This window comes from Streptomyces sp. NPDC058195 (genome assembly GCF_042883525.1).
Classification (GTDB): domain Bacteria; phylum Actinomycetota; class Actinomycetes; order Streptomycetales; family Streptomycetaceae; genus Streptomyces.
Genome location: NZ_JBHVVM010000001.1, coordinates 71,305 through 93,108, shown reverse-complemented (window position 1 = coordinate 93,108; position 21,804 = coordinate 71,305). Strand labels below are relative to the sequence as shown.

18 protein-coding genes, 1 tRNA gene and 1 pseudogene are annotated in these 21,804 nt (G+C 66.9%); 6 read left to right on the top strand and 14 right to left on the bottom strand.

The features are described from left to right. Window positions 1-261: 261 nt before the first annotated feature. Both ACFVWY_RS00420 and ACFVWY_RS00415 read right to left on the bottom strand, forming a co-directional pair. The gene (locus tag ACFVWY_RS00420) at window positions 262-921 is read right to left on the bottom strand and encodes a DUF5134 domain-containing protein (protein ID WP_389865569.1); all 660 of its coding nucleotides are present in this window, start codon (window positions 919-921) and stop codon (window positions 262-264) included. Then, window positions 918-2,396 (bottom strand): PepSY-associated TM helix domain-containing protein, encoded by a 1,479-nt coding sequence (locus tag ACFVWY_RS00415; RefSeq protein WP_389865566.1) that lies wholly within the window; start codon window positions 2,394-2,396, stop codon window positions 918-920. Before ACFVWY_RS00415 ends, ACFVWY_RS00420 begins: the two co-directional genes overlap by 4 nt. A 299-nt stretch (window positions 2,397-2,695) precedes the next feature. Here ACFVWY_RS00415 and ACFVWY_RS00410 point away from each other — a divergent pair, with 299 nt between their 5' ends. From ACFVWY_RS00410 to ACFVWY_RS00400, 3 genes are read left to right on the top strand one after another with little or no spacing between them, the layout of a single operon-like run. Further along, a complete protein-coding gene (locus tag ACFVWY_RS00410) occupies window positions 2,696-3,751 on the top strand; it encodes an ABC transporter substrate-binding protein (protein ID WP_389865564.1) in 1,056 nt (351 codons plus the stop codon). A 56-nt stretch (window positions 3,752-3,807) separates the two neighbouring features. Continuing rightward, the gene (locus ACFVWY_RS00405) at window positions 3,808-4,773 is read left to right on the top strand and encodes a FecCD family ABC transporter permease (RefSeq protein ID WP_389866296.1); all 966 of its coding nucleotides are present in this window, start codon (window positions 3,808-3,810) and stop codon (window positions 4,771-4,773) included. Further along, window positions 4,770-5,546 (top strand): ABC transporter ATP-binding protein, encoded by a 777-nt coding sequence (locus tag ACFVWY_RS00400; protein ID WP_389865563.1) that lies wholly within the window; start codon window positions 4,770-4,772, stop codon window positions 5,544-5,546. Before ACFVWY_RS00405 ends, ACFVWY_RS00400 begins: the two co-directional genes overlap by 4 nt. 497 nt (window positions 5,547-6,043) lie before the next feature. On the opposite strand, the gene ACFVWY_RS00395 is transcribed toward ACFVWY_RS00400, so the two are convergent. From ACFVWY_RS00395 to ACFVWY_RS00350, 10 genes and pseudogenes are all read right to left on the bottom strand, one after another. Next, window positions 6,044-6,691 carry a pentapeptide repeat-containing protein gene (locus ACFVWY_RS00395; RefSeq protein ID WP_389865559.1) on the bottom strand — a complete coding sequence of 216 codons (648 nt, stop codon included), beginning with the start codon at window positions 6,689-6,691 and terminating at the stop codon, window positions 6,044-6,046. 681 nt (window positions 6,692-7,372) lie between these two features. Further along, the gene (locus ACFVWY_RS00390) at window positions 7,373-7,537 is read right to left on the bottom strand and encodes a hypothetical protein (RefSeq protein ID WP_389865556.1); all 165 of its coding nucleotides are present in this window, start codon (window positions 7,535-7,537) and stop codon (window positions 7,373-7,375) included. 235 nt (window positions 7,538-7,772) lie between these two features. Next, window positions 7,773-8,444: a nucleotidyl transferase AbiEii/AbiGii toxin family protein gene (locus ACFVWY_RS00385; RefSeq protein WP_389865553.1), complete on the bottom strand. Its 672-nt coding sequence runs from the start codon at window positions 8,442-8,444 to the stop codon at window positions 7,773-7,775. After that, window positions 8,441-8,788, bottom strand: coding sequence for a transcriptional regulator (locus tag ACFVWY_RS00380; RefSeq protein ID WP_389865550.1), 348 nt, complete (start codon window positions 8,786-8,788; stop codon window positions 8,441-8,443). The genes ACFVWY_RS00385 and ACFVWY_RS00380 overlap by 4 nt, the downstream gene beginning before the upstream one ends. Before the next feature lie 674 nt (window positions 8,789-9,462). Continuing rightward, window positions 9,463-10,890, bottom strand: coding sequence for a DUF6177 family protein (locus ACFVWY_RS00375; RefSeq protein WP_389865547.1), 1,428 nt, complete (start codon window positions 10,888-10,890; stop codon window positions 9,463-9,465). 436 nt (window positions 10,891-11,326) lie between these two features. Continuing rightward, entirely contained in the window at window positions 11,327-11,974 is a 648-nt protein-coding gene (locus tag ACFVWY_RS00370) for a pentapeptide repeat-containing protein (RefSeq protein WP_389865545.1), read from the bottom strand. Continuing rightward, window positions 11,955-14,273 (bottom strand): hypothetical protein, encoded by a 2,319-nt coding sequence (locus tag ACFVWY_RS00365; protein ID WP_389865542.1) that lies wholly within the window; start codon window positions 14,271-14,273, stop codon window positions 11,955-11,957. The genes ACFVWY_RS00370 and ACFVWY_RS00365 overlap by 20 nt, the downstream gene beginning before the upstream one ends. Then, on the bottom strand, window positions 14,270-14,653 hold the full coding sequence (locus tag ACFVWY_RS00360; protein ID WP_124719654.1) for a DUF6507 family protein: 384 nt from the start codon (window positions 14,651-14,653) through the stop codon (window positions 14,270-14,272). The genes ACFVWY_RS00365 and ACFVWY_RS00360 overlap by 4 nt, the downstream gene beginning before the upstream one ends. Before the next feature lie 1,208 nt (window positions 14,654-15,861). After that, window positions 15,862-16,533, bottom strand: coding sequence for a nucleotidyl transferase AbiEii/AbiGii toxin family protein (locus tag ACFVWY_RS00355; protein WP_389865539.1), 672 nt, complete (start codon window positions 16,531-16,533; stop codon window positions 15,862-15,864). Further along, window positions 16,533-16,877, bottom strand: a pseudogene (locus ACFVWY_RS00350) (transcriptional regulator); the annotation flags it as partial. The gene ACFVWY_RS00355 and the pseudogene ACFVWY_RS00350, both read right to left, overlap by 1 nt. Before the next feature lie 974 nt (window positions 16,878-17,851). Here ACFVWY_RS00350 and ACFVWY_RS00345 point away from each other — a divergent pair. Next, complete coding sequence (locus ACFVWY_RS00345; protein ID WP_389865535.1) at window positions 17,852-18,235, top strand: hypothetical protein; 384 nt, start codon at window positions 17,852-17,854, stop codon at window positions 18,233-18,235. 778 nt (window positions 18,236-19,013) lie between these two features. On the opposite strand, the gene ACFVWY_RS00340 is transcribed toward ACFVWY_RS00345, so the two are convergent. Continuing rightward, window positions 19,014-19,084 (bottom strand) — tRNA-Gly (locus tag ACFVWY_RS00340). Window positions 19,085-19,550: 466 nt separating this feature from the next. On the opposite strand from ACFVWY_RS00340, the gene dcd reads away from it, so the two are divergent. Next, window positions 19,551-20,126 (top strand): dCTP deaminase, encoded by a 576-nt coding sequence (gene dcd, locus ACFVWY_RS00335; protein WP_389865532.1) that lies wholly within the window; start codon window positions 19,551-19,553, stop codon window positions 20,124-20,126. Between the two features lie 18 nt (window positions 20,127-20,144). Then, a complete protein-coding gene (locus ACFVWY_RS00330; RefSeq protein ID WP_389866295.1) occupies window positions 20,145-20,645 on the top strand; it encodes a phosphoribosyltransferase in 501 nt (166 codons plus the stop codon). Window positions 20,646-20,711: 66 nt separating this feature from the next. On the opposite strand, the gene ACFVWY_RS00325 is transcribed toward ACFVWY_RS00330, so the two are convergent. Further along, window positions 20,712-21,704: a Yip1 family protein gene (locus ACFVWY_RS00325; RefSeq protein ID WP_389865530.1), complete on the bottom strand. Its 993-nt coding sequence runs from the start codon at window positions 21,702-21,704 to the stop codon at window positions 20,712-20,714. Window positions 21,705-21,804: the final 100 nt, after the last annotated feature.

Genomic DNA, 21,804 nt, shown 5'->3' with positions numbered 1-21,804 from the left:
TGGTCCGAGGCGCGTGCGGGTGCCGGGTCCGGGCGTGCCGTGACCGGGGCCGGTCGACGCCGACCTCACGGAGCCCGCCGTCGGTCCGCCCTGCGGAACACACCCCAGGGCGGACGACACACGATCAAGGCGGACGGCACACCGTCAGGGCGGACGTCACACGATCAAGGCGGACGGCACCGCCACGTGGAGCGCTCCATCAGGGCGGACATGACCGCCACGTGGAGCGCACGATCAAGACGGACATGACCGCCACGCGGATCACACCATCAAGGCGAACATCACCGCCATGCCCAGCGCCATCAGCCCGTGACAGCCCAGGTCCCACGCGGCGTGCACCGTGCTGGCCGAGGCAGTGCCGCTCGTCGTGCGGGGCACAGAGCGGCCGGTGTCGAAGCCCTTCGCGAGCCACCACAGCGCGAGCGCCAGCAGGATGAGGGCGAGCAGGGCGGCGCTCCAGCGGTCGCCGGTGGAGTCGAGCGTCATCGTCGCGGTCGCGCCCGGGGACGCCATGTCCATCCCGGGCATGTCGTGCGCGTGGCCCCCGCCCGTCGCCCCCACGGACATGGCCGAGGACATGGCGGCGACCATCCACGCCATCGCTCCGGTCATCACGGTGTGCGGCAGCGCGTTCGCGAGGGCGCGTCCCCGGGGCTCCGGGCCGCTTCGCGAGGCGAGCGGGACCAGCACGAACCAGGCCGCGGCGGCGGAGAAGAAGACCACCTGCGGCGTGCCGGGCAGGTCCATGCCCCAGGGCCAGGCCATCGCGAACATGGCGAGGGCCATGACCGCGTGCAGGCCGTGGGAGAGCCGCGCGGACCACCGTGGGGAGCGGGCCGCGAGGGCACGCCACAGCCCGTAGGCGGCGAGCGCGCAGAAGAGCAGTGTCAGAATCCAGCGCAGTCCGGTGGCGGCGATCATCGGGCCGTCTCCTTCGATGTCCCGGTGCGCGCTGGGGCGCACGTGTGTTCGCTTCCGCGTATCCGCGCGACCGCCAGGTCCCCGAGCAGGAAACAGACCAGGGGAAGCCCGAACAGCGGCAGGTAGTAGGCGAGGACGGCGGCCACGACGACGAGCGGCGCCATGACCCTGCCCGGCACCCGGCGCCAGGCCCCCCGCGCCGGGGGACGGCCGAGCCGCGCCCCGTCCGCCCGGGTGGGCCTGCGCAGCCACCACATGCGGTAGCCCCAGACGAGCATCCCGATGAGCGCGAGGGCGATGAGCGCGAGAACGATTTGGTTGGCGAGACCGAAGAGCAGGCCCATATGGGCGTCTACGCCCCAGCGGGTGAGCTTGGCGAGGACGGGGAAGTCGTCGAAGGCCAGCCTGTCCGTGATGGTGCCGGTGGCCGGGTCGATCGCGAGCGAGTCCTGCTGCTCCGGCCAGTGCCGGGTGTTCTCACGGACGACGTACGCGCTTGCGGTGTCCGCGGGCGGGGTGATGACGAGCTTGCCGCGCAGTCCCTCGGCACGGGCGACGCGGAGGGCTCCGTCGAGACCGATGTCCGGGGCGGCCGCCTTGGAGGAAGCACCCGGTTCCGCCTCCGCCGGGCTGCCGTCGCGCGTGCCGTGACCGAGGGCCGAGGAGACGGAGGGAGCCGAACCGCCCAGTGAGTCCTGGATCCTGCCGATGTTCGCGCCCGCGTGCGCCGACCAGGTCAGCCCGGTCGCCGAGAGCGCGAGGAAACCGGCCGACACCCACAGCCCGACCGCCCCGTGCCAGGACAGTGTGCGCCTGCGCCCCCGCGCGCCTCGGCGCGGTACGAACAGCCCGCGCAGCCGCTCACGGCCCCGCGGTGCCCCGAGCCACAGCGCGAGTCCGCCGAGCACCTCGACCCACAGCCAGCTCGCGGCGATCTCGCTGTAGTTGCGGCCGAAGTCGCCGAGGTTCAGGGTGCGGTGCAGGCCGTCGAACCAGGAACGCACGGGCAGCCACTCGCCGAACGTACGCAGCGTGCCCCGCACGTGAGCGTTGTACGGATCGACGAAGGCGGTCTGGGTGTAGCCCTCCGGCAACCCCTCGACGTCGAAGGTGACCCGGGTCGTGTCGCTGTCCCCGGCCCCCTTGGTGACGGAGACGAGCCGTCCGCCGGGTATCGCCTGGCGGGCGGCGTCCACCTGGGCGGTGAGCGGCTTCGGCGCACCGCGCGGGGTGACCTCCAGCTCGTGGCGGTAGACGACGGACTCGATCTGCGGGGTGGCCGTGTAGAGCAGCCCGGTGACGGCGGCGACGAGCAGGAACGGGCCGATGAGGATGCCCGCGTAGAAGTGCAGGCGGAGCAGAAGGGGGCGCAGCCCGTTCCACGCGCCCCCGCCGCTGCTCGACGCGGGCGTGGCGCACTCCTCGGCCGGGCGTTGCCGGGGTGGCGGGGACGCGGCAGGCGTGGTCTCGGTCATCGATTCTTCCTCGTACGTGGGCCGGTGGGGACGGTGACGTACAGGAGTCGGCGCGAGAGGCGCCCGAGTTCCCGCGGGTGAGGGGTGAGACGTGTCATGTCAGGGCCGACGCCGTCATGCGCCCGCCCGGTGCGCCTACGGCACGTCCCCCGCGACCGCCGGGACGTAAGGGGTGGGCCGAGTCGGCGTTGAGGCAGCCGCGCGCGTCCCCCGTGACCGCCGGGAACTTCCCCGCCCCCGCTGCCGACTCCTGCAACAGCGCCTCCGAGCGCCCCACTCGATCACCGAGGAGAAACCCCATGCCGACACCCAGGCCGGCGGCCTTCGCCCTCGCCGCCCTCCTGTGTCTCACCGTGGCCGGCTGCGCGGAACCGGGCAGTCGATCCGGCGCGGACGGCAGGCAGACGGACGCCGCCGGGAAGGCGCCCCCCGCCGCGCGGGGCGCGTACCCCGTCACGCTTGAGAACTGCGGGCTGAAGCAGAGGTTCGACAAGGCCCCCGACCGGGTCGTCGTGATGAACGGGGCGTCCGTCGCCGAGGTGTCCGCGCTGATCGCCCTCGGCCAGGAGGACCGGATCGTCTCCAACCAGCAGTCCTACGGCATGTCCGAGGTTCCCGGGCGGGCCGATCGGATAAGGGAACTGCCCACGGGCGGGGTGAAGCCGAACGACGTCATCGACATACCGCGCGAGGCCATGATCGGTCTGCGTCCCGACTTCGTCCTCTCCACCACGTCCTACGGTTTCGACGCGAAGAACGGCTTCGCCACCCGCGAGCAGCTCCAGGAGATCGGGGCGAACTCCTACATCTCGCCCGAGGGCTGTGGCCAGGACAACCTGAACATGACGATCGACGACAGCTACACGCTGCTGCGCGACATGGGCAAGGTCTTCGGCGTCGAGGACCGGGCCGAAAAGCTCGTCACGCGAGAACGGCAGCACATCGCCGCCGTGGCGGAGAAGGTCGGCGCCGCGAAGAGGCCCAAGGTCATGGTCGTCTTCTCCCACATGACCATGGGCAACAACGATTTCAGCGCCGTCGCCGCCCACGGCATCTACAACGACATCCTCGCGAAGGCCGGCGGCAGCAACGCCTTCGCGAGCGCGTCGAAGACCTCCTTCGCCGACCTCAGCAAGGAGGAGGTCGCCGCCACCGAAGTCGACGCCCTCGTGGTCGTCAGCTACAACGACCCGGACCCGACGGGATACGCGAAGAAGCTGCTCAAGGAGTTCCCCCAGTGGCCCGCAGCCGGGAAGAACACGTTCGTGGTGCTGTCCGACTCGATGTACCTCGGCCCCAGCAACGACCTGGCGGTCGAGAAGATCGCCAGGATGCTGCACCCCGAAGCCTTCTGAGGCGTGTGCCGCTAGGGGCCTGCGTCCTCGTCCTCGCCGTCGTGCTCCTGGTCTCGATGGTTCTCGCCGTAGGGATCGGCACGGTCAACGTGCCGGTCGCCGACGTGTGGAGGGTTCTCGTCCACCACGTCACCGGCGAGGGGCCCGTGGACGACGTAGCCCTCGACCAGATCGTCTGGCAGTTCCGTACCCCGCGTGTCGTCCTCGCCGCGGTGGCGGGGGCGGGACTCGCCGTCTCCGGCGCCGTCCTCCAGACCCTCGTCTCCAACCCGCTCGCCGACCCCACGGTCCTCGGGATCTCGCACGGGGCGTCGCTGGGCGCGGTCCTGGTGACGACGACCGGAGGGGCGGGACTCGGCGGACTCGGCGTCTCCGGGGCGGCGTTCGTGGGAGCACTCCTGGCAGGGGTGCTGGTCTTCGCCCTCGGGCAACGCCGGGGACGGCTCGCGCCCACCCGGCTCGTCCTCGCCGGGGTCGCGGTCGGCTATGTGCTGCTGTCGGCGGCGAGCTTCGTGCAGCTGAGGGCCACACCGACCGAGCTACGGGGTGTCATGTTCTGGATGCTGGGCAGTGTGTCCGGCGCCCGGTGGGGCCAACTGCCCGCCGTCACCGCCGTGGTGGCGACCGGGGTGACCCTGCTCGCCCTCTTCGGGCGGCGCCTGAACGCGCTGCTCGCCGGGGACGAGTCGGCGACCTCGCTCGGCGTGGACGTGCACCGCACCCGTGCGGTGCTGCTCGTGGTGAGCGCGCTCCTGACCGGGACCGTCATCGCCGTCGTGGGCGGAATCGGCTTCGTCGGCCTGATGATCCCGCACCTGGTACGTCTCGCCCTCGGCGCCGACCACCGCAGACTGCTCCCGCTGAGCGCCCTCCTCGGGGCGGTCCACCTCGTCCTGGTCGATCTGCTCTCCCGCACCGTCGACCGCCCCAACGAGCTGCCGCTGGGCATCCTCACCGCACTGCTCGGCGCACCGTTCTTCCTCTGGCTACTGCGCCGCGACAAGGGGCTCGACACCGTATGAGACTCACTGTGAACGGCCTCCACGTCACCCTCGACGGCGCGCCGGTCCTGCACGACGTGGGACTTGACGTGGAACCGGGCCAGATCGTGGGTCTCGTCGGCCCCAACGGCAGTGGCAAGTCCACCCTGCTGCGGTCCGTCTACCGTTCACGGCGGCCCGTGGCGGGGGTCGTCGAGGTGGGCGGCCGGGACCTGTGGCGGCTCTCCACGCGGGCCGCCGCCCGTTACGTCGCCGCCGTCCTCCAGGACGGGGCGGGCGCGGGCGGCCTCACCGTCGCCGAGACGGTGGCGCTCGGCCGCACCCCGCACCACGGAATGCTGGGACGTGACGGCGAGAGCGACCGGCACGCCGTCGCCGCGGCGATGGAGAACTGCGGCATCGCGTCGCTCGCCGGCCGCGGCCTCGCCTCCCTTTCCGGCGGCGAGCGCCAGCGGGTCCTGCTCGCCCGCGCCCTCGCTCAGACCCCGGAACTCCTTGTCCTGGACGAACTCACCAACCACCTCGACATCCGCGCCCGATTCGAACTCCTCGGCCTGATCCGCGAGACGGGCGTCACGACCCTCGCGGCGCTGCACGACCTCGACCTCGCCGCCCGGTTCTGCGACCGCCTCGTCGTCCTTCACCGCGGCCGTGCGGTCGCCGCGGGACCGGTCCTCGACGCCCTCACCCCTGGCCTGCTGCACGAGGTCTTCGGCGTCCGCGCCCGCGCCGAACGGCATCCGGACGGTGTCATCCGGGTCACGTACGCGGTGGACCCGCTGGCCTCGGCCTGACGGACGTGCCCCCGCCAGACTCCTGCTCCGGCACCGTTCGCCACCGGGCGGAGCGTCGAGGCAGGAGGCGCGGGGGCGCGTCGGCACCAGCACGTCCGTCCTGCGGCCGTACGCAGCGCACGCCCGAGCGCACGACCGAGCGCACCGGGCACGATGGTTCAGGCGGGTTCGTCTGCCAGCTCCGGGCAGTGCCTCCAGGACGGGCTTCTCACCGGGGCCGTGGCCCACGGTGAGGGTGCTGTCCTCCCCGCCTTCCCGGGGTGCGGATCACGCGCAGCGTGGCGACGGCGGCCCGGCCCGGGGCGCCGACGACCACCGTCCAGCTGGGAAGACTAATCCGCAGAATCCATGACGGCAGAGTATTCGGACGGCTCCTGTCACCCCTGGTCTCATCGCCCGATGAGCCTCTCGATTTCGAGACCACAAGAAGAGCGGCCCAGCGAACCAGTCGCCTGCTGCGGAATTCGTGGATTCCGGCTAATGGACCGTTCCAGGCCCTATGGTGACGGGCGGCGCGGAGGGATCACTCGCACCTGTCCGCCTCGCACAGCGATCCACGCCTCAAGTTCCGCGTCGGCCAGCTCTCGGGACGATTCGCCCCTGAAGACGGTGATCGGCCCGAAAACGGTGCCGGTCAGGCCGCGCACCACCGTGGTGTCGTCGACAGCGACCTTGAAGGTGTTCTGGAACAGCAAGGCGTCGGTCAGATCCGATCCCCTCATATCAACGCCGAAGAGAGAGGCGCCCATGATCCGCGTTCCTCTGAGGCTTGCTCCCGACGCATCGACTCTTTGCAACGAGGCATTGGTCATGTCGGCACCGTCGAGCCGCGCCGACCGTAGTACGGACCCGTCAAGATTCGCCCTGACAAGGTCGGCACCGGTGAGATCCGCGCCGGTGAGATCCGCTGACTGAAGGTCGGAGCGGTAGAAAGTCGCTCCCACGAGCCGTACGCCCGCCATGACCGCCTGGGTGAACCACGCCTTCGTGAAGTCGCCGCCCGAGAGATCGGCGCCCCGGAAGTCCTGCTCGACGCCGAAGAGGCTGTAGCCCTCCTCGGCAACCCATTCACGCAACTGACGTGTCGCTTCAGGGCCGGCCGGGAAAGCGGTTGGCTCCCATTCCTTACGGGTGCCAGATGGCATGATTTCCCCAACCGTGGTCTTTGAAGATGCTTTTCATGCTGTCGATTGCCACTTGATTCTCGTTCCGGAGGTCAGCAATGACTACGCGATGCTTTTCGGTAATCTGTCCCGTGAACATATTGATCCAGGTCTGGGTGTCTTTACTCGGTTTATGTGTGCTGGGGGATTGGTGGATTAGTGCATCCGGATTAAGTGCATTACCGAAAGGGGTCAGGGTGAATGGGTAGCCTTGATGCCGTGATACTTTCCGGTGGTCTCAGAATGGAACTCATCCGTATCTGCTTCCCTCGGGCGGCGGAGCCCTCTCGCCTCGTACCTCTCATTTTCCGGACGCTTGATTTTCGGTTTCTGGGTTGGGCGGTGGTGTCGGGCTGGTTCTGGGGTGTGCCGGTGGCGCTGCTGTCTGTGGGGTGTCGTGTTCTGGTGTGTTGGCGGCGTGGTTCCGGTGACTGGGTACTCGTCCTCGGTCCGGCGAGTCGGAGTGTGGTGCCAAACGTCTGAGGGCGAACCCTTGGCAACTGGTGGTGGTGCAAGGCTCGGGTCGGCCTACCCGGTAGCTTGCGCTTCTGCGGCCTCCGGCATGCCAGCCGTACGCTCTCGCCCTGATCAAAGGCCACCCCCAGGGGCGCGATGGTTCGTGCCAGCCAGTCGTCAGAGAAGGCTGCGCTGATCTACCAGCACTCAAATCTTGAACGACAGCAGGAAGCGGCGAGCGGGCTGGACGACCTCGTGCGCGCTGCCCGCGAGAAGGGCGACGAGAAGTCTTCTGGTGCGGATCTGGTGCGGGACGCTGAACTGGTCCAGACAACAAAGAAGCCCCCGGCCGCTGGCCTGGGGCCTTCTCATGAAGCGGGTGACGAGAATCGAACCCGCGCTCTGAGCGTGGGAAGCACGGGCGCTTGCGCGGTTGGAACGCCTCTGGCCTGCTATGCCTGGCTCGGAGCCATGAGGCTGGTGTGGTCTCAGTGCGCCCCGTGCCTGACCGCTGTTGTCCGCTCCGGAGGGCACGGATAGGGCACGGCAACTGAGGGTTGGCAGTCGCGAACTGCCTCCTTGCCGAGCGGTCGTCATCCGCGAGGCATCAGTCTTCGTGCGGATCCTCAAGCTCCTGAAGCCGTTCGCCGATGTCGTCGGCCCATGCCTGTGCCCACTGCCGCAACGCGATGATTGCTTGCTCGTCGAGCCCATACACGGCGAATTCCGTGTCGTCGATCCAGTCGGCTCCGCCCAGCCGTGCCTGAAGTTCGCTGAGGTCGAAAGTGTCGCGGGCGTGACGTCGTCCGAGCTCTTCGAGTTCGACGGGGCTCCAGCGGTTCGCGGCGGCCTGTACGTCGATCAGGTCCCTGGCGAGCCCACGGTCGGCCAGTGCGCGGACCTTGGTGCCGACGACATCTTCGAGGGACAGAACCAAGCCGTGCTCGGTGAGCACAGGAGGCCGCCACAGTGCCTCCTTGAGGATGTCGACCTCGCACTCTTCACGGCTGGCGGTATCAGTGACGATCAGGCGCGCGGACAGAGGGTCTGTCTCCAGGGCTCTTACGCGCCACCCGAGCTGCTCCAGTCCAGTGCGCACGGCAGTAGCGATGTCCTCCATGCGACCCGGGTTCTCGGTCGCGACATCAAGGTCCTGGCTGAGTCGGTCGACCAGGCCGTGTGCTTGTACCGCGTAGCCACCGGTGAGCGCCAGAGGGTAATCACCGCCCACAGCGAGCACGTCTGCAAGCAGGCGACGGTGCAGTTCAGTCAGGTTCACGCAGCGGCCTGAACGCTGTGAGCCAGCTCATCGAAGGAGCTCTCCCAGACCGCGCGGACATCACGGCTGACCAGTGTGCGCAGTGTGGGCCACAGGCTGACGAGAAGGTCGTGATTGAGGTACCGGACCAGGTCGTCGTGCTGCCCCTCGGCCAGGACGATGCGGTAGTAGCTCATCCGCAGCCGGGGCTGATCGAGGTCGAACGCAGTGAGCCCCGACCATGCCAGGTGGAGCGGCAGACTAACTGTGCCGTGCTCGGGGCCGACAAGGTCGGACAGCGCTGCGGGCAGACGCCGAGCAAACTTGGCACGGCGGAGATCAGAAAGACCGGGCGGTGTTGCCATAGCTCGATTATCCAGGAAGAGCCAGCGGCGGGCTCCGCGATCCGCGGACGTACGCTCCCGCGGGCAGGCAGAGGGGTCGACCGGCGCCGTTCCGCCAAGAGTGAAGCTGTCAAAGAGGAAGCCCCAGGCCGTCGGCCTGGGGCCTTTTCATGGAGCGGGTGACGAGAGTCGAACTCGCGCTCTGAGCTCGGGAATCAGCGGTGCTTGGCAGGCCAAAGTCGCTTTGACCTGCACTTTTCCCCTGGGCGGGATGGTTGGCTATGGCGCCTGGGAGTCGTACATGACCGCTGTTGTCCGCTCTGCTGGGCATGGATGGGGCACGGGTGGTGCCATTGCAGCGGAGCCTGCCAAGTTGCATGCTCCGGGTTGGTGGGTCAGAGAGGGACGATGCGGACCTGGCTACCGCAGAGCTCGGTCATGTCGTTGCTGCCGGACGTCAGCAGGGCGACCGGTCTTGATGCGCTCGCTCACGCGGCGTCCGCGTTCTTGGACCCAGTTGTATGGGCGTCAGCTTGGCGTGCCGCCGTCCACGTATCCGTTCCCAGGGCCTCGCCGGGCTGGTGGGCAGCAGAGCCGGGAAGTGGGGCGTCACTCCTGCGCGGGGCACGTCGGCACCAGCATGTCCGTCTTCCGGTCGGACACAGCGCGCGACCGAGCGCACCAGGCGTGACTGTTCAGGCGGGCGGTGCCCCTCGCAGATGGCGCAAGAGTTGCTCAAGTGCGTACCAGCTCTCGGCGGTCTCTCCGTCACCGAGTGGGTAGTAGAAGCCGGGCCGGGCGTTCGGGCCCAGTTGCACCGGGCGTTCCTTGAGCGGTGTCCTGCTCGCGGTGTCGCGTCCTGCCTCCCGGACCTCCGCAGGGCCCAGTACGAAGGCGCAGGGCAGCGGCGGGTGCTCGAAGTGGGGTGAGGTGCTCAGGTCCCGGCGTGCCGCGCGCAGTTGGCACAGCATGGTCTTCAGCCCGTGCCGGGTCACGAGTTCGTCGGCCAGCTCCGGCAGTGCCTCCAGGGTCGGCTTCTCACCGGGGCCGTAGCCGATGGTGAGGGTGATGTCCTCCTCCACGCCCTCCGGGGTACGGATCACGCGCAGGGTGGCGACGGCGGGCCGGTTTGGGGCGCCGACGACCACCGTCCAGGTGGGCCGTGGGGCACGTTCGTACGCCAGCTCGGTCAGCTGCCGCCTCGACCAGGCCAGACCGGCTGGCTCCGATGTCCCCCAGCTGGCCGGCGGGCCACCGGCCAGCGCCTGCCAGGCGGCTTCCAGCGCGCCGCCGAGAACGAGGTCCGCCCTGGGAAGGTGCAGGGTCCGGAAGGAAACGACGAGCTGACGCTCGCCGCTGGGCCGAACCTCTGCGAAGGCCTCTGCCACCGGAGTCTCGCCGCTTTCGTCCCGGGCCGGGGAGAAGGCGTCGTCCTGCCAGCGCAGTACCGCGCCGGTCAGCCCGTCGTAATAGCCGCACCGCTCGTCCTGGACCACCCAGCGCGAGGGTGTGGACTGCAGCAGCATGCGGGTGGGCAGGGAGAGACGGCAGTGCGGTGGGGTGACGATCTGCAGGCATCGGTCGCTGTCCACGGTGGCCCGCAGCGCCTCGGAAAGCCAGCTGGTCATGGGGACGACCGGTCGGTCCTGGAGAACAACGGCAGCCTTGTCGGTAAGCATGTCGACGGCCGGCTGGGCAGCAGCAGGGGTTGGTACGGCAGTGACGCCCGAAACATCGACCGGGCGGGCCGCACCGACGGTTCCGGGGGCATCCGGTGGCCAGACCCTGCCGCCCAGGAGCATGGTCAGCCGGGCTGCGAAGGCACCTGCGAGCTGTTCGGCCTGGGGGACGCCCGCGGCGGCGCGGGCCTCGACCCACCACGCCGGACCGTCGTCCAGCGGCCCGACGTCGGGCCCCAGCAACCGGGCCGCCTCACCCTGCACCTGGAGCAGCAGCGGCACCTCGATCGAGACGAGCGGACGCCCCTCGGCGTCACACAGCTGGACCACGGCACCCTCGCCTGTGGTCTCGACCTGCAGGTCTGGGCCGCCTGCGAGCAGGCCCGCCAGGACGCTCAGCGCGTCCGGCATGCGCTCGGTGAGCGCGATCACGTCCTTGGTCATGTGAGGTTTTCTCCGATCACGGGTGGTCGGCTGTCGTCTCGGAGCTGCCGTCCGCGGCGGCACGGATCACCGTCCCGTATTCCGCCGCTTGGCCCTCAGGTTGTCAGCACCACGCAAGCCGGCAACCGCTCGATCTCGGGCTCTCCGGGGGCGTTCACCAAGGCGATGAGGCCGGGGACGCGGGGCCGGTGTAACGGGGACTTCCGAGCGCGTCATGGGCCACGATGTTGATGTCGTCCGTCGGCCGACTGTCGAAATCCGTGCCGCACAATTCACGATGGCGGTGCATGGTACGGCTCGTGGCTCCTCCGAGTTCGTCGCACGACGAGCCGCCCGAAGAGCCGCTTGACTTCGAAACCAAAAGAACGAGCAATTCAGCGAAACCAGTCACCTGCTGTAGAATTCGTGGATTCCGGCTAGTGGACCGTGCCAGGCCCTATTGTGATGGGCGGCGCGGAGGAATCACTCGCACCTGTCCGCCGCGCGCACCGATCCACGCCTCGAGTTCTGCGTCGGCCAACTCTCGGGACGATTCGCCGCTGAAGACGGTGATCGGCCCGAAAACGGTGCCGGTCAGGCCGTGCACCACTGTAGCGTCGTCGACTTTGATCTCGAAGAAGTTCTCGTCAAGGACAGCATCAGTCAGGTCTGCTCCCCTCATATCGGTGTCGATCAGCGAAGCACCGAGAAACCGTGTCTTGCGGAAACTCGCTCCCGATGCGTCGACATCGCACAGCGAAGCCCGGACCATATCTGCCCCGTCGAGCCGCGCCGATCGGAGCACGGCCTCGTCCAGGTTCGCCCTGACGAGATCAGCTCCGGTCAGATCCGCTCCGGTCAGATCGGCCGACTGAAGGTCGGCCCGGTAGAAGGACGTGCCGACAAGCCGTACACCCACCAGGATTGCGTCGGTGAACCACGCATTCGAGAAGTCCCCGCCCGAGAGGTCGGCGCCCCGGAAGTCACGCTCCATGCCGTTGAGGTTGTGCTCCTCCGAGGCAAGCCATTCCTGCAGTTGCCGGGTGGCTTCCGGATCAGCGGGGAGCATGATCGGCTTCCAGTTCTTACGGGTACCAGATGACACGATCTCCCCAACCGCGGCTTTCAACAGCTGCCTTGACGCTGTCGATTGCCGCTTGATTTGCATTCCGGATGTCAATAATTACTATACGTCCACGCTTTTCGATCTGCTTCGTCAGCTGTTTGTTGACCCATGCCTCATTATTGGCCGGGTCGAACGCACCCTTGAACGGCTGGGACTTGTCGCGCACATTATTGAATGGAGGGTAGTCGGAGTGGACGCCCTTGATGTCATAGTACTCACCTGTGGTTTCGGAATAGAACTCGCCCTTATCGGCTAGCTCCGGACGGCGGATGTCCTCCGGGAGGCGTCCACTCTCCCGGAGGTCGAGACCGACCCGGGCCTCATCCATCGATTTGTCATCGATCTGATTTTTGTGATCCGGGTCGTGCTTCAGATGATCGAATTCCTCTGGAGCCCGCTTCTCCACGTCTTCTAGATGGCCCCAGTGCGCCGCCTTTTCCTCCGCCGTCAACTCCGGAATCGGCTCGTTCACACGATCGCCGGGCGTTGTGCCCGTCTCACCCGAAGTGTCTGACGTTCCTGTTCCCTTGTGCTCCTGCGTCTCCCCGCCGGGCGTGTGCTTCTCCGCCTGGCCATCGGCACCGTCACCGGATCCATGATCGGCGGAACCGGACGCAGGGTTGTCGCCGCCCGCGTCGCTGCTGTGGGCTCCGTCGCCGCCATGGGTGCTCTCCGAGTGGCCGCTCGCGCCCGTGCTCGGGGTTTCGCCATGACCACCGCCGGAAGGCGTGTACGAACCCGCGCCGCTGCCCGAACCGCCACTGGTTGGGCGGTCCGCGGCGTGGCCGCCCGTGGACGGCGTGTGGTGTGTGCCACCGCCACCCGTCAGGTGGGAACCACCGCCCGGGTGCGCCGAGCCGGTCGGGTGGCCCGCCGTGTTCTCCGCGCGGCTGGGTCCGCCCGCGCCCTCGAGCACCTTCTCCTCGCCGGGGGTGGTCTCGTGCGTGTTGGGCAGGTCGTCCTTGTGCGGCTCCCGGACGGGTTGCGTATCGGGAACGACGTTGCCGTGTTCGTCCCTGATGTACGCATCATCGCCGATGATGCGCTTGTTGCCCGCGTGGTCGACGTATTCATGGCCGGGGGGCGCGTCCACCCCACCTGTATGAGGCGGAGCCCCGGTGGGTGCGTTGCGGGCCATGTCGTCGATACCGGCCTGGCTGGCCTTCAGGCCCTCCATGAAGTCGCCGACCTTCAGCTTGGTGACACCCGCCGCCTTGCCGAGGTAACTCATCGGATCGACGAGTGCGCCCGCCTTGCCCAGCACGGTCGCGGCCTCCGCGCCTACACCCAGCTTTCCGGCCTTGCCGAGCTTGAGCAATGAGCCCGAACCGAGCGTCGCACCGTTGAAAAGCACGGCCCCGAACGCCCGCGAGGGATCCTTGTCCCACTCGTCCCACGCGACCAGCGACTTGCCGAAGTTGCGCAGAGCCGCCTTCTGCTTTTCCCGGTCACTGTGGTCGACCGGGCCGAACATCTTGTCCATCGCCCAGTCATACGGCGTGATGATGTAGGCGCTGATACCGCCGAAGACACTACCGACGCCCGACCAGGTCTTCTTGAAATTGTCCCAGTCGAACACGTTGACCATGCTGCCCAGGCCCTTGATCGTGCCCCAGACGCCGTCGACGAAGAACCCCTTCAGTCCACCGCCGACGTGGTCCTTCGTCCACTCCCACGCAGCCCGTAGGCCTGTGTACTCACGCTCGTCGGCCGTCCCCCAGGGTGTTTCCTTGGCGTCCTTGACGTCGCTTTCCTTGAAGCCGTACATGCCGGCCTTGTGTGACCCGTCATCAACAACGAAGCGCGTACCGTCCACCAATGAAGTGATCTTGTTGGCCGCATCACGCTCGACGCCCTGGAACGCCACCCATGTCGTGCCGACCTCACGGACAAGACGCGCGTTCTCGTCGATCTTGTCCTGGTCCTTCTGCCAGTCGTCGTCTTCCTTGTTCTCCGCGACGAATTTCTCCGCATCCTCGCGGAGATGCTTCATCTTGTTCACCAGCGGACGGGCGGTCGACGCGAACTCGGTCAACGCACCACTGACGGACTCCAGCTTTTTCGCGAACTCATCCGCCTTGTCCCGCACCGGGACGGTCGAATTGAGCAACTCCTCCTGCTCGGGAGCGTCATAGACCGCGTCCAGGGCTTGGAAAGCGTTGTGAGTGTCCTTGCCCGTACCGCGAATGCTGGAGGCAGTCGTCTTCAGTGAAGTCGCCTGCGTCTCCAAGGCCTCCAGATCGCCCGTGAAGGTCGGTATCTTCTCCAGGTCAATCACTTCTTGAGCCCCTTCAACTCTTCCGGAGTCGGAGCCTTGGAGTACTCCTTCTGCTTGTTCCTTGCCATCTCCAGATCGCCCTTGATGTACTCCTCAGTGGCCAGGCGTGCCCCGGTGATGGACTTCCCCGTCCGAACAGCAAGAAATTTCAATTCGCCGTTCGTATGGTCCTGGAACTCCTGCAACGCCTGAGCCACGGGGCCGAACGCGCCCCCCTTGGGAATTTCGGTCCCGCCCAGAACCATCGTTCCCGCACACGTCGCGGCGCCCAGCAAGCCCTCGCCGTACGACGTGAACTCTTCCTCGAACTCGCCGCCGACCTCGGCTGTTCTGCTGAGGACTCCACGAACGCCATCCGGCTTGATGTCCCACTTGGACACGGTTCCCCCGCTCCGTAATCGTCTCTCCAGTGCCCCGGCGCCCGCCGATGGCCTCGACGGCGGCCGTGGCCCTGACCGGCGCCTGGTGCGTCGTGCCGTCGTTGTACCCCAACGTCGAGCGCGCGATGATCAAGCAGGTCTCGGGCGCCATCTCGTGTCAGTCATCTGTCCGGCCAACACCGCTTGATCACACCGCACTTCACGAGCTGGACACCGTCGCTTCCCGGGGCCCGCCGTCGGATCACCACGGCCTGCACCGGTGTGTGTTGTCTATCAACAGCGCATTACCACTTGCAAAGCGGATAGAGGAACGTTCACATACCCTTTACCGTAGCAGTGGTATTCATCATGGAATCAGCCACCGCTGCAATGAAGTTGCGGCAAAGCCTGGCTCGGCCAGACAGATGAGCAGCCGCGCTCGGCAGGGACGATATGGCAGCTGACCTCGGCGGGAGTCGCCCCATGCACTTGGGCAGGTCCTGTTCCGCCATCTTGACAAGGCCCTGGGCTGGCGGCGGCTGATTGGCTGCTTCCGCGCCTGCGGGCCGATGCGCTCCGAAGGGAAGATGGCCTTGCGCCGGAGTCCGGCGCTCACGCCCCGCTCGCCGGACGGTTCGGCAAGGCTGCTCCGGGGCTGGTGGCGAGGGCGACACCAAGTCGACAGTGGATGTCCTCGCGATCCACTTTCCGGCCCATCCTCCGCACGGAGCTCAAAGCGGCTTTTCAGCCGATTCGTGGAGGGAGAGCCTGACGGGCTGGTGCTCGTGGTGGAGGAGGGAGCCCCGCTGCTCACAGGCCAGACCCTCTCCACTCGGTCTAGCGTCACACTGCCGATCAGTACTCGGACACGGATCGTCGACCAGCTCGTACGGGCTCGGCGCACAGCGGCGGACCACTGGGCATCTGGCACGGATATGGCACACGGGCCGTAAGAGGTCTAGACAACAAACAAGGCCCTGGTCGCTGACCAGGGCCTTCGTCATGGAGCGGGTGACGAGAATCGAACTCGCGCTCTGAGCTTGGGAATCACCGTCGCCCAGCTTGTTCAGCTGATGCCTGACCTGCGAAAACGGACCCTTATTGCGGTGCTTCTCTTGGTTCGGCGACACCGGTCCTGACCGCTGTTCGCCGACCTGAGGGGCACGACTGGGGCACGACCGGCTTCCTCGTAGGTGTGGCACTCTCTCGCCGCGTTCGGTGTTCGGTGATCAGTCGTCGGGCGGGTCTTCCGCTTCCTGGAGTCTCTCGGCGATGTCATCGGTCCACTCCTGCGCCCACTGGCGCAGCTCGATGGTCTGGTGGTTGTCGAGTCCGTACGCGGCGAATTCGGTGTCGTCGATCCAGTCCGCCCCGGCGAGCCGGGACTGTAGGTCGGAGAGCTCGAAGCTGTCACGGGCGTGACGGCGGCCGAGCTCTTCGAGCTCGATGCGGCTCCAGCGATCGGCTGCCGCGCGGACGTCGATCAAGTCACGCGCAAGCCCGCGGTCCGCCAACGCGCGGACCTTCGTGCCGACCACGTCTTCCAGCGAGAGCACCAGGCCATGCTCGGTCCTCACCGGTGGACGCCAGAGCGCCTCCTTGAGGACATCGACCTCGCACTCCTCGCTGGTGGCTTTGTCGGTGACGATCAGTCGTGCGGACAGTGGATCGGTCTCCAACTCCTCCACCTGCCAGCCGCGTTGTTCCAACCCCGCGCGCACGGCGGCGGCGATCTTCTCCATCGGCTCCGGGTTCTCGGTGGCGACGTCGAGATCCTGGCTGATCCGGTCGACCAGTCCGTGCGCTTGGACGGCATATCCACCCGTGAGTACCAGCGGGTAGTCGTCGCCCACGGCGAGGACATCCGCGAGGAGGCGCCGGTGCAGTTCCGTGAGATCCACGCAGCGGTCCGGGTCCGGGGAGCCAGCTCGGCGAAGGCGCTCTCCCAGACGTCACGGACGTCCCGGCTGATCAGTGTGCGCAGGACGGGCCACATGACGACGAGCAGTTCCCGGTTCAGGTAGTGGACCAGATCATCGTGCTGCCCCTCGGCCAGCACGATCCGATAGCAGCTCATCCGCAGTCGGGGCTGGTCGAGATCGAACCGGGACAGGCCGGACCACGCGAGGTGCAGCGGAAGGTCGACGTGACCGTGGGCGGGGCCGACGAGCTCCGAGAGCTCGGCAGGAAGCCGCCGGGCGAATCTGGTGCGGCGGAGTTCGGGGACGCTGGGCGTGGCTGCCATGCCTTGATTATCCCGCAGGAGGGGAGGCGGCCGGGCGATTCCGGTACAGGTAGCACCCGCCGTTGGCTGTCGCTTGCTGCCTCGTCTGTCATGCGTGTGGCAGGGCCGGAAGACCATCGGTTGTTGCCAGAGCGCGGTTCCCAGTGGGGGTGGCGGTGAAGTGGGAAGGCTTCAGAACGGGGCGTCGATGTCGGAGCCGCCCTCCCGTGACGTCTTTTTCTCAATACTCTTGATTTCGCGAAGTCAACCGAAACCCTGCCCGAGAATGGCATGATCTCGGCATGCTTGATCGGATGCGGTCCCGACTGGCCCAGCAGCGCAGGGAAGTTGCTCAGGGCGAGGACGTGAAGCTTGCCGAGAGCGTGGGGCTACTCTGGCCGGGGCGCTCGCTGCCGGCCGGAGTGCGTATCGCGCTTCGGGTAAACGGGCGAACAAATCGCCCAGCTTTCACAGCTAAATTGATCTACGGGTTCATTGTTGGCCTCTGGTGGCCACTGCCAATCGTCATGGCCCTGGATGACAGGCGTGGATCATTCTGGCACAGCATGACTCGGGTTCATGAAGCTGTGGTGACTGTCATAGAGGTATCGGCGGATCCAGAAACTATGGTCACCCGGCTTCTTAGAGTTCTCCTGGTATTGCCAATCCTATTGGCATACTATGCATCCGTCGCCCTTGGTCCCGTTGTGATTTCTCTTCGCGTAGCTCTGGGGTATCCGGGAATCAATTTCCCTGGCCGCAAGGTCGTCTTGCTGCAGCGCCGTTCTGCGGTCGTCTCTATTTGCTCCTCCGCAATTAATGGCCTGGCTGGGGTGCTCGGGAAGAGCGGTGAGCGGCGCGTGGTCCAGTTGCATGAGGCGGTAGAAAGGGTGGTGCGATTGCGTAAGGCCCTTCGATGGCTACCTCGCCTTGAAGCTGGTCCCAGAGCGGGGCGATGCAAGAGAAGGCGTCTCGTCAGCCAGCACGTTCAAAGGGTGTCGATCCTCCTGGAGCGACTAGAGGAGCGCGCCGGGGAGGCGAGCGACCGAGACGTCAAAGAACTGGGCGAGACGCTGCTCAAACTATCTGAGCGCTTGGCGGAGCGTCGATACAGGGTGCTCCTCGATGTCGATCAACTCGAAGGAGTGTCGCTCCCCGAGCGGGAACCGCTACGTCTGGCCCTGGGTGCCGTCCTCGCCCTGCTGATGTCGGGCGCATCCATCGCATTTCTGCAACTGCTCGGGCTCTCTGATGGTCTAGAGCCTGTGGCCATTGCGACCTCCGTGGTTGTCTCTGCGGTCATCGTTTTCCGAGGTAAGGCGATGAATAAGCTGGAGTCTCTAGGTATCCTTGGTGGAAGCTCTGAACGGTCTCGGTAATAAAAAAACAAAATTTGACGTCCCCTTTTGATCCTGGAAGTCCGGTGCGCGGCCTAGCTGAGCCCCTGGTCGTCTCAAAATGTCCGCCAGCGTCTAATCTGCTTGGAGCTCCAAAAGATTTCCTAGGCAAATGAATTGCCGAAATTTTGTAAATTATTTCGCATGGCGTAGCGGGCTCGATCCGCTGTCTCTGTAAGGCGGTGCTGGTTGCTGTAATGCGTCCGCCGGATGTGCTCACAAGGACTGTCTTCTGCATTCCCAGGAGTGATGTCTCCTCGGCGTTATCCGCGGTTCCGACTGCTCTGTAGCGGAGCTGACCGTGATGCCGAGCGCTAGCCACCGCGCCCCGGAAGCTGTGGCCACCACCCGACATTATGTTCCTGGCGAGGAAGCAGAAGGTCGTGTCGACCTGGCAGTGCTGGAACGTCCGCTCACTCCTCGCTCACGCACGGACGGTGCTGCGGCTTATCTTCGGCATCCGCCCCAGTGCGCCTCATCGGACGAACGCGGAGCTGATCCAGTTGTGGTTCGCATCGATCGGGGCCAGGGTTTCGGGTCCGGTGAACGGCGCCGATTCACGGCTCGGGTTCGTCGGGCGTATTTCGGTCGGTCCCGTCACCCAACCTCACCGATCGTCGTCGCTATAGCCGTCCCCCCAAGCGGGCACCGGGTGTAGGCGCTCCGTGCGAAGGCTTCTGGCACGGATCTGGCATGGGAGTCGTAGGGAGGTTTGGACAAGACAAATGCCCCGGGTCTTTGACCTGGGGCATTTCCGTAGAGCGGGTGACGAGAATCGAACTCGCGCTCTGAGCTTGGGAAGCTCATGTTCTACCATTAAACTACACCCGCAAAAGCAGCCCGCCCGATCGGCGGCTACCGTCCCATACTGTACCCCATGGCAGGTCCCCGGCGTTTGAGCCGTGGGGCCTTTCTGGTGAGGCGGATGGGTGGATGCGGGTGCCGGGGGCGGGAGTTGGGGCGTAGCGTGGGGGGTCGGAGTGCCGCGTGGAGCGGCGTCCCGTTCATCCCCTAATGTGGCGGTCTCGTCCACGGCTTGTTGGGGAAGGGACTTGATGGACTCCATGGAGCGCACCGTCGTCCGTTGTGCCGAAGGGCACGTTTTTGCTACCGCCACGTTCCCGATGCAGCAGCTCGGGGCCAGGCGGATCGGTCCGGGGCGGCTCATCCGCTGTCCGCGCTGTGCGCGGCTGCGGCATGCCGTGCCCGTGGTTTCCGGGCAGCGGTAGCGGGCGGCGGCAGGCGCGCGGGTGGACCTGATTGGGGTCGGCCCGCGCGTTCTGCGTATCCTCGGGACGTGCTTCTCTCAGATAAGGACATCCGGGCCGAGATCGACGCCGGACGTGTACGTATTGATCCGTTCGACGCGTCGATGGTGCAGCCCTCGAGCATTGATGTGCGGCTCGACCGCTTCTTCCGGGTGTTCGAGAACCACCGCTATCCGCATATCGACCCGGCCGTCGAGCAGGCCGATCTGACCCGCACGGTCGAGCCGGACGGGGACGAGGCCTTCATCCTGCACCCCGGTGAGTTCGTGCTGGCCTCGACGTACGAGGTCATTTCGCTGCCTGACGATCTCGCCTCGCGGCTGGAGGGGAAGAGTTCGCTGGGGCGGCTCGGGCTGGTGACGCATTCGACCGCCGGGTTCATCGACCCCGGTTTCTCCGGGCACGTGACGCTGGAGCTGTCGAATCTCGCGACGCTGCCGATAAAGCTGTGGCCGGGAATGAAGATCGGGCAGCTGTGCATGTTCCGGCTGAGTTCGCCGGCGGAGTTCCCGTACGGCTCGGAGCGGTACGGATCGCGGTACCAGGGCCAGCGTGGGCCCACCGCGTCGCGTTCTTTCATGAATTTCCATCGGACCCAGGTGTGATGCCCCATGAGCGGTGATGTGACGACTGACGTGCGCGAGAACCTGACGTACGAGGGGTTCGGCCACGCCGTGCGTGAGCTGGCGCAGGCTGTGGCGGACGACGGGTTCGAGCCCGATGTGGTGCTCAGCATCGCGCGCGGCGGGGTGTTCGTCGCCGGCGGGCTGGCTTACGCGCTGGACTGCAAGAACATTCATCTGGTGAACGTGGAGTTCTACACCGGGGTGGGCACCACCCTGGAAATGCCGGTCATGCTGGCACCCGTTCCGAACGCGATCGACTTCTCCGACAAGAAGGTCCTGATCGCCGACGACGTCGCCGACACCGGTAAGACGCTGAAGCTGGTGCATGATTTCTGCATCGATCATGTCGCCGAGGTGCGCAGCGCCGTCATCTACGAGAAGTCGCATTCGCTCGTGAAGTGCGAGTACGTGTGGAAGAAGACGGACAACTGGATCAACTTCCCGTGGAGCGTGGAGAAGCCCGTCGTGCGCCGCAGCGGGCAGGTCCTCGACGCCTGAGCGCGGCAGCGAAAACCCCCGGCACGCCGAGTGCCGGGGGTTTTCGCGTTCGTGGACGGGGCGAAGTCAGAGCGTGCCGAGCTTGATGATCGACAGCAATGCGATCAGCTGGATCGCGGAGGCGCCCAGTGCCTTCGGCCACGGCAGGTCGTGGGATTTGCTGACCATCGAGGTGAAGAGCGCGGCCGAGGCCAGCCAGGTGGCCCAGCCGAGAATCTGGACCAGGGAGTTCTCGCCGCCGAGGAAGAGCGCGAATATCAGGCGCGGCGCGTCCGTGATCGACATGATCAGCATCGACAGGCCCACGGTCGGCTGCCAGGAGCCGTCGCCGCCGAGCTGGCGGGCGAGCGTGTGGGTGACCGCGCCCAGGACCAGACCGCCGATGACGAAGCCGACGCCCGTGATGATCACGTAGGGCACCGCGGTGGAGATCGTCGCGTGGATCGCGTCGTCACGGGCCTGGTCGAAGCCGAAGAGCGCGAGCAGGCCGTACAGGAAGGTGACGATGAGCGCCGGGCCCCAGACGGGGTAGTCGCGCATCCGCCAGAAGGTCGGCCCCGGGCGGAGCACGATGCCGCTGAGCAGCTCCTTCCACGGCAGCCGGGGGCCCGTGGGCTGGGCAGGGGCCTGGCCGGCACGGTAGGTGTCGCCGGGGCCGTACGGGTCCTCGCCGATGCTGAATGCCTGGGTGTGGCCGGGGGAGTTCGCGTACGGGTCGCCCTGCTGGGGGGCGCCGTGGGGGTGCTGCGAATTCTGGGGGTGCTGGGGCTGCTGGGGCTGCTGATACGGGTCGCCGAAGTACTCCGGCTCGCCGTGCCCGCCGCCCGGCCCGTGCCCGCCGCCGCCCGGCCCGTGCCCGCCCGGCGCGTAGCCGCCCTGGCCGCCGTTGCCGTAGCCGCCGTTGTACGGCGGCGGGGCCGCGTTGCCTCCTGCCGGGGGCCATGACTGCTGACCGTACGGCGGTGGTGCCTGTGTGCCGTACGGCTGTTGCCGCGGTTGCTGTTGCGCTTGCTGCGGGGTGCGGTTGTCCCGGCCGCGTCCGATCCTGAATCCAGCCACGTCACCGAACGTACCTGGTACGGGCCGGTGCGGTCAGAGGGCCTGGGGCACCAGCCCCCCATTGCGGCCGAGCTGTGACATCCCTTAGGGGAACCCCGGG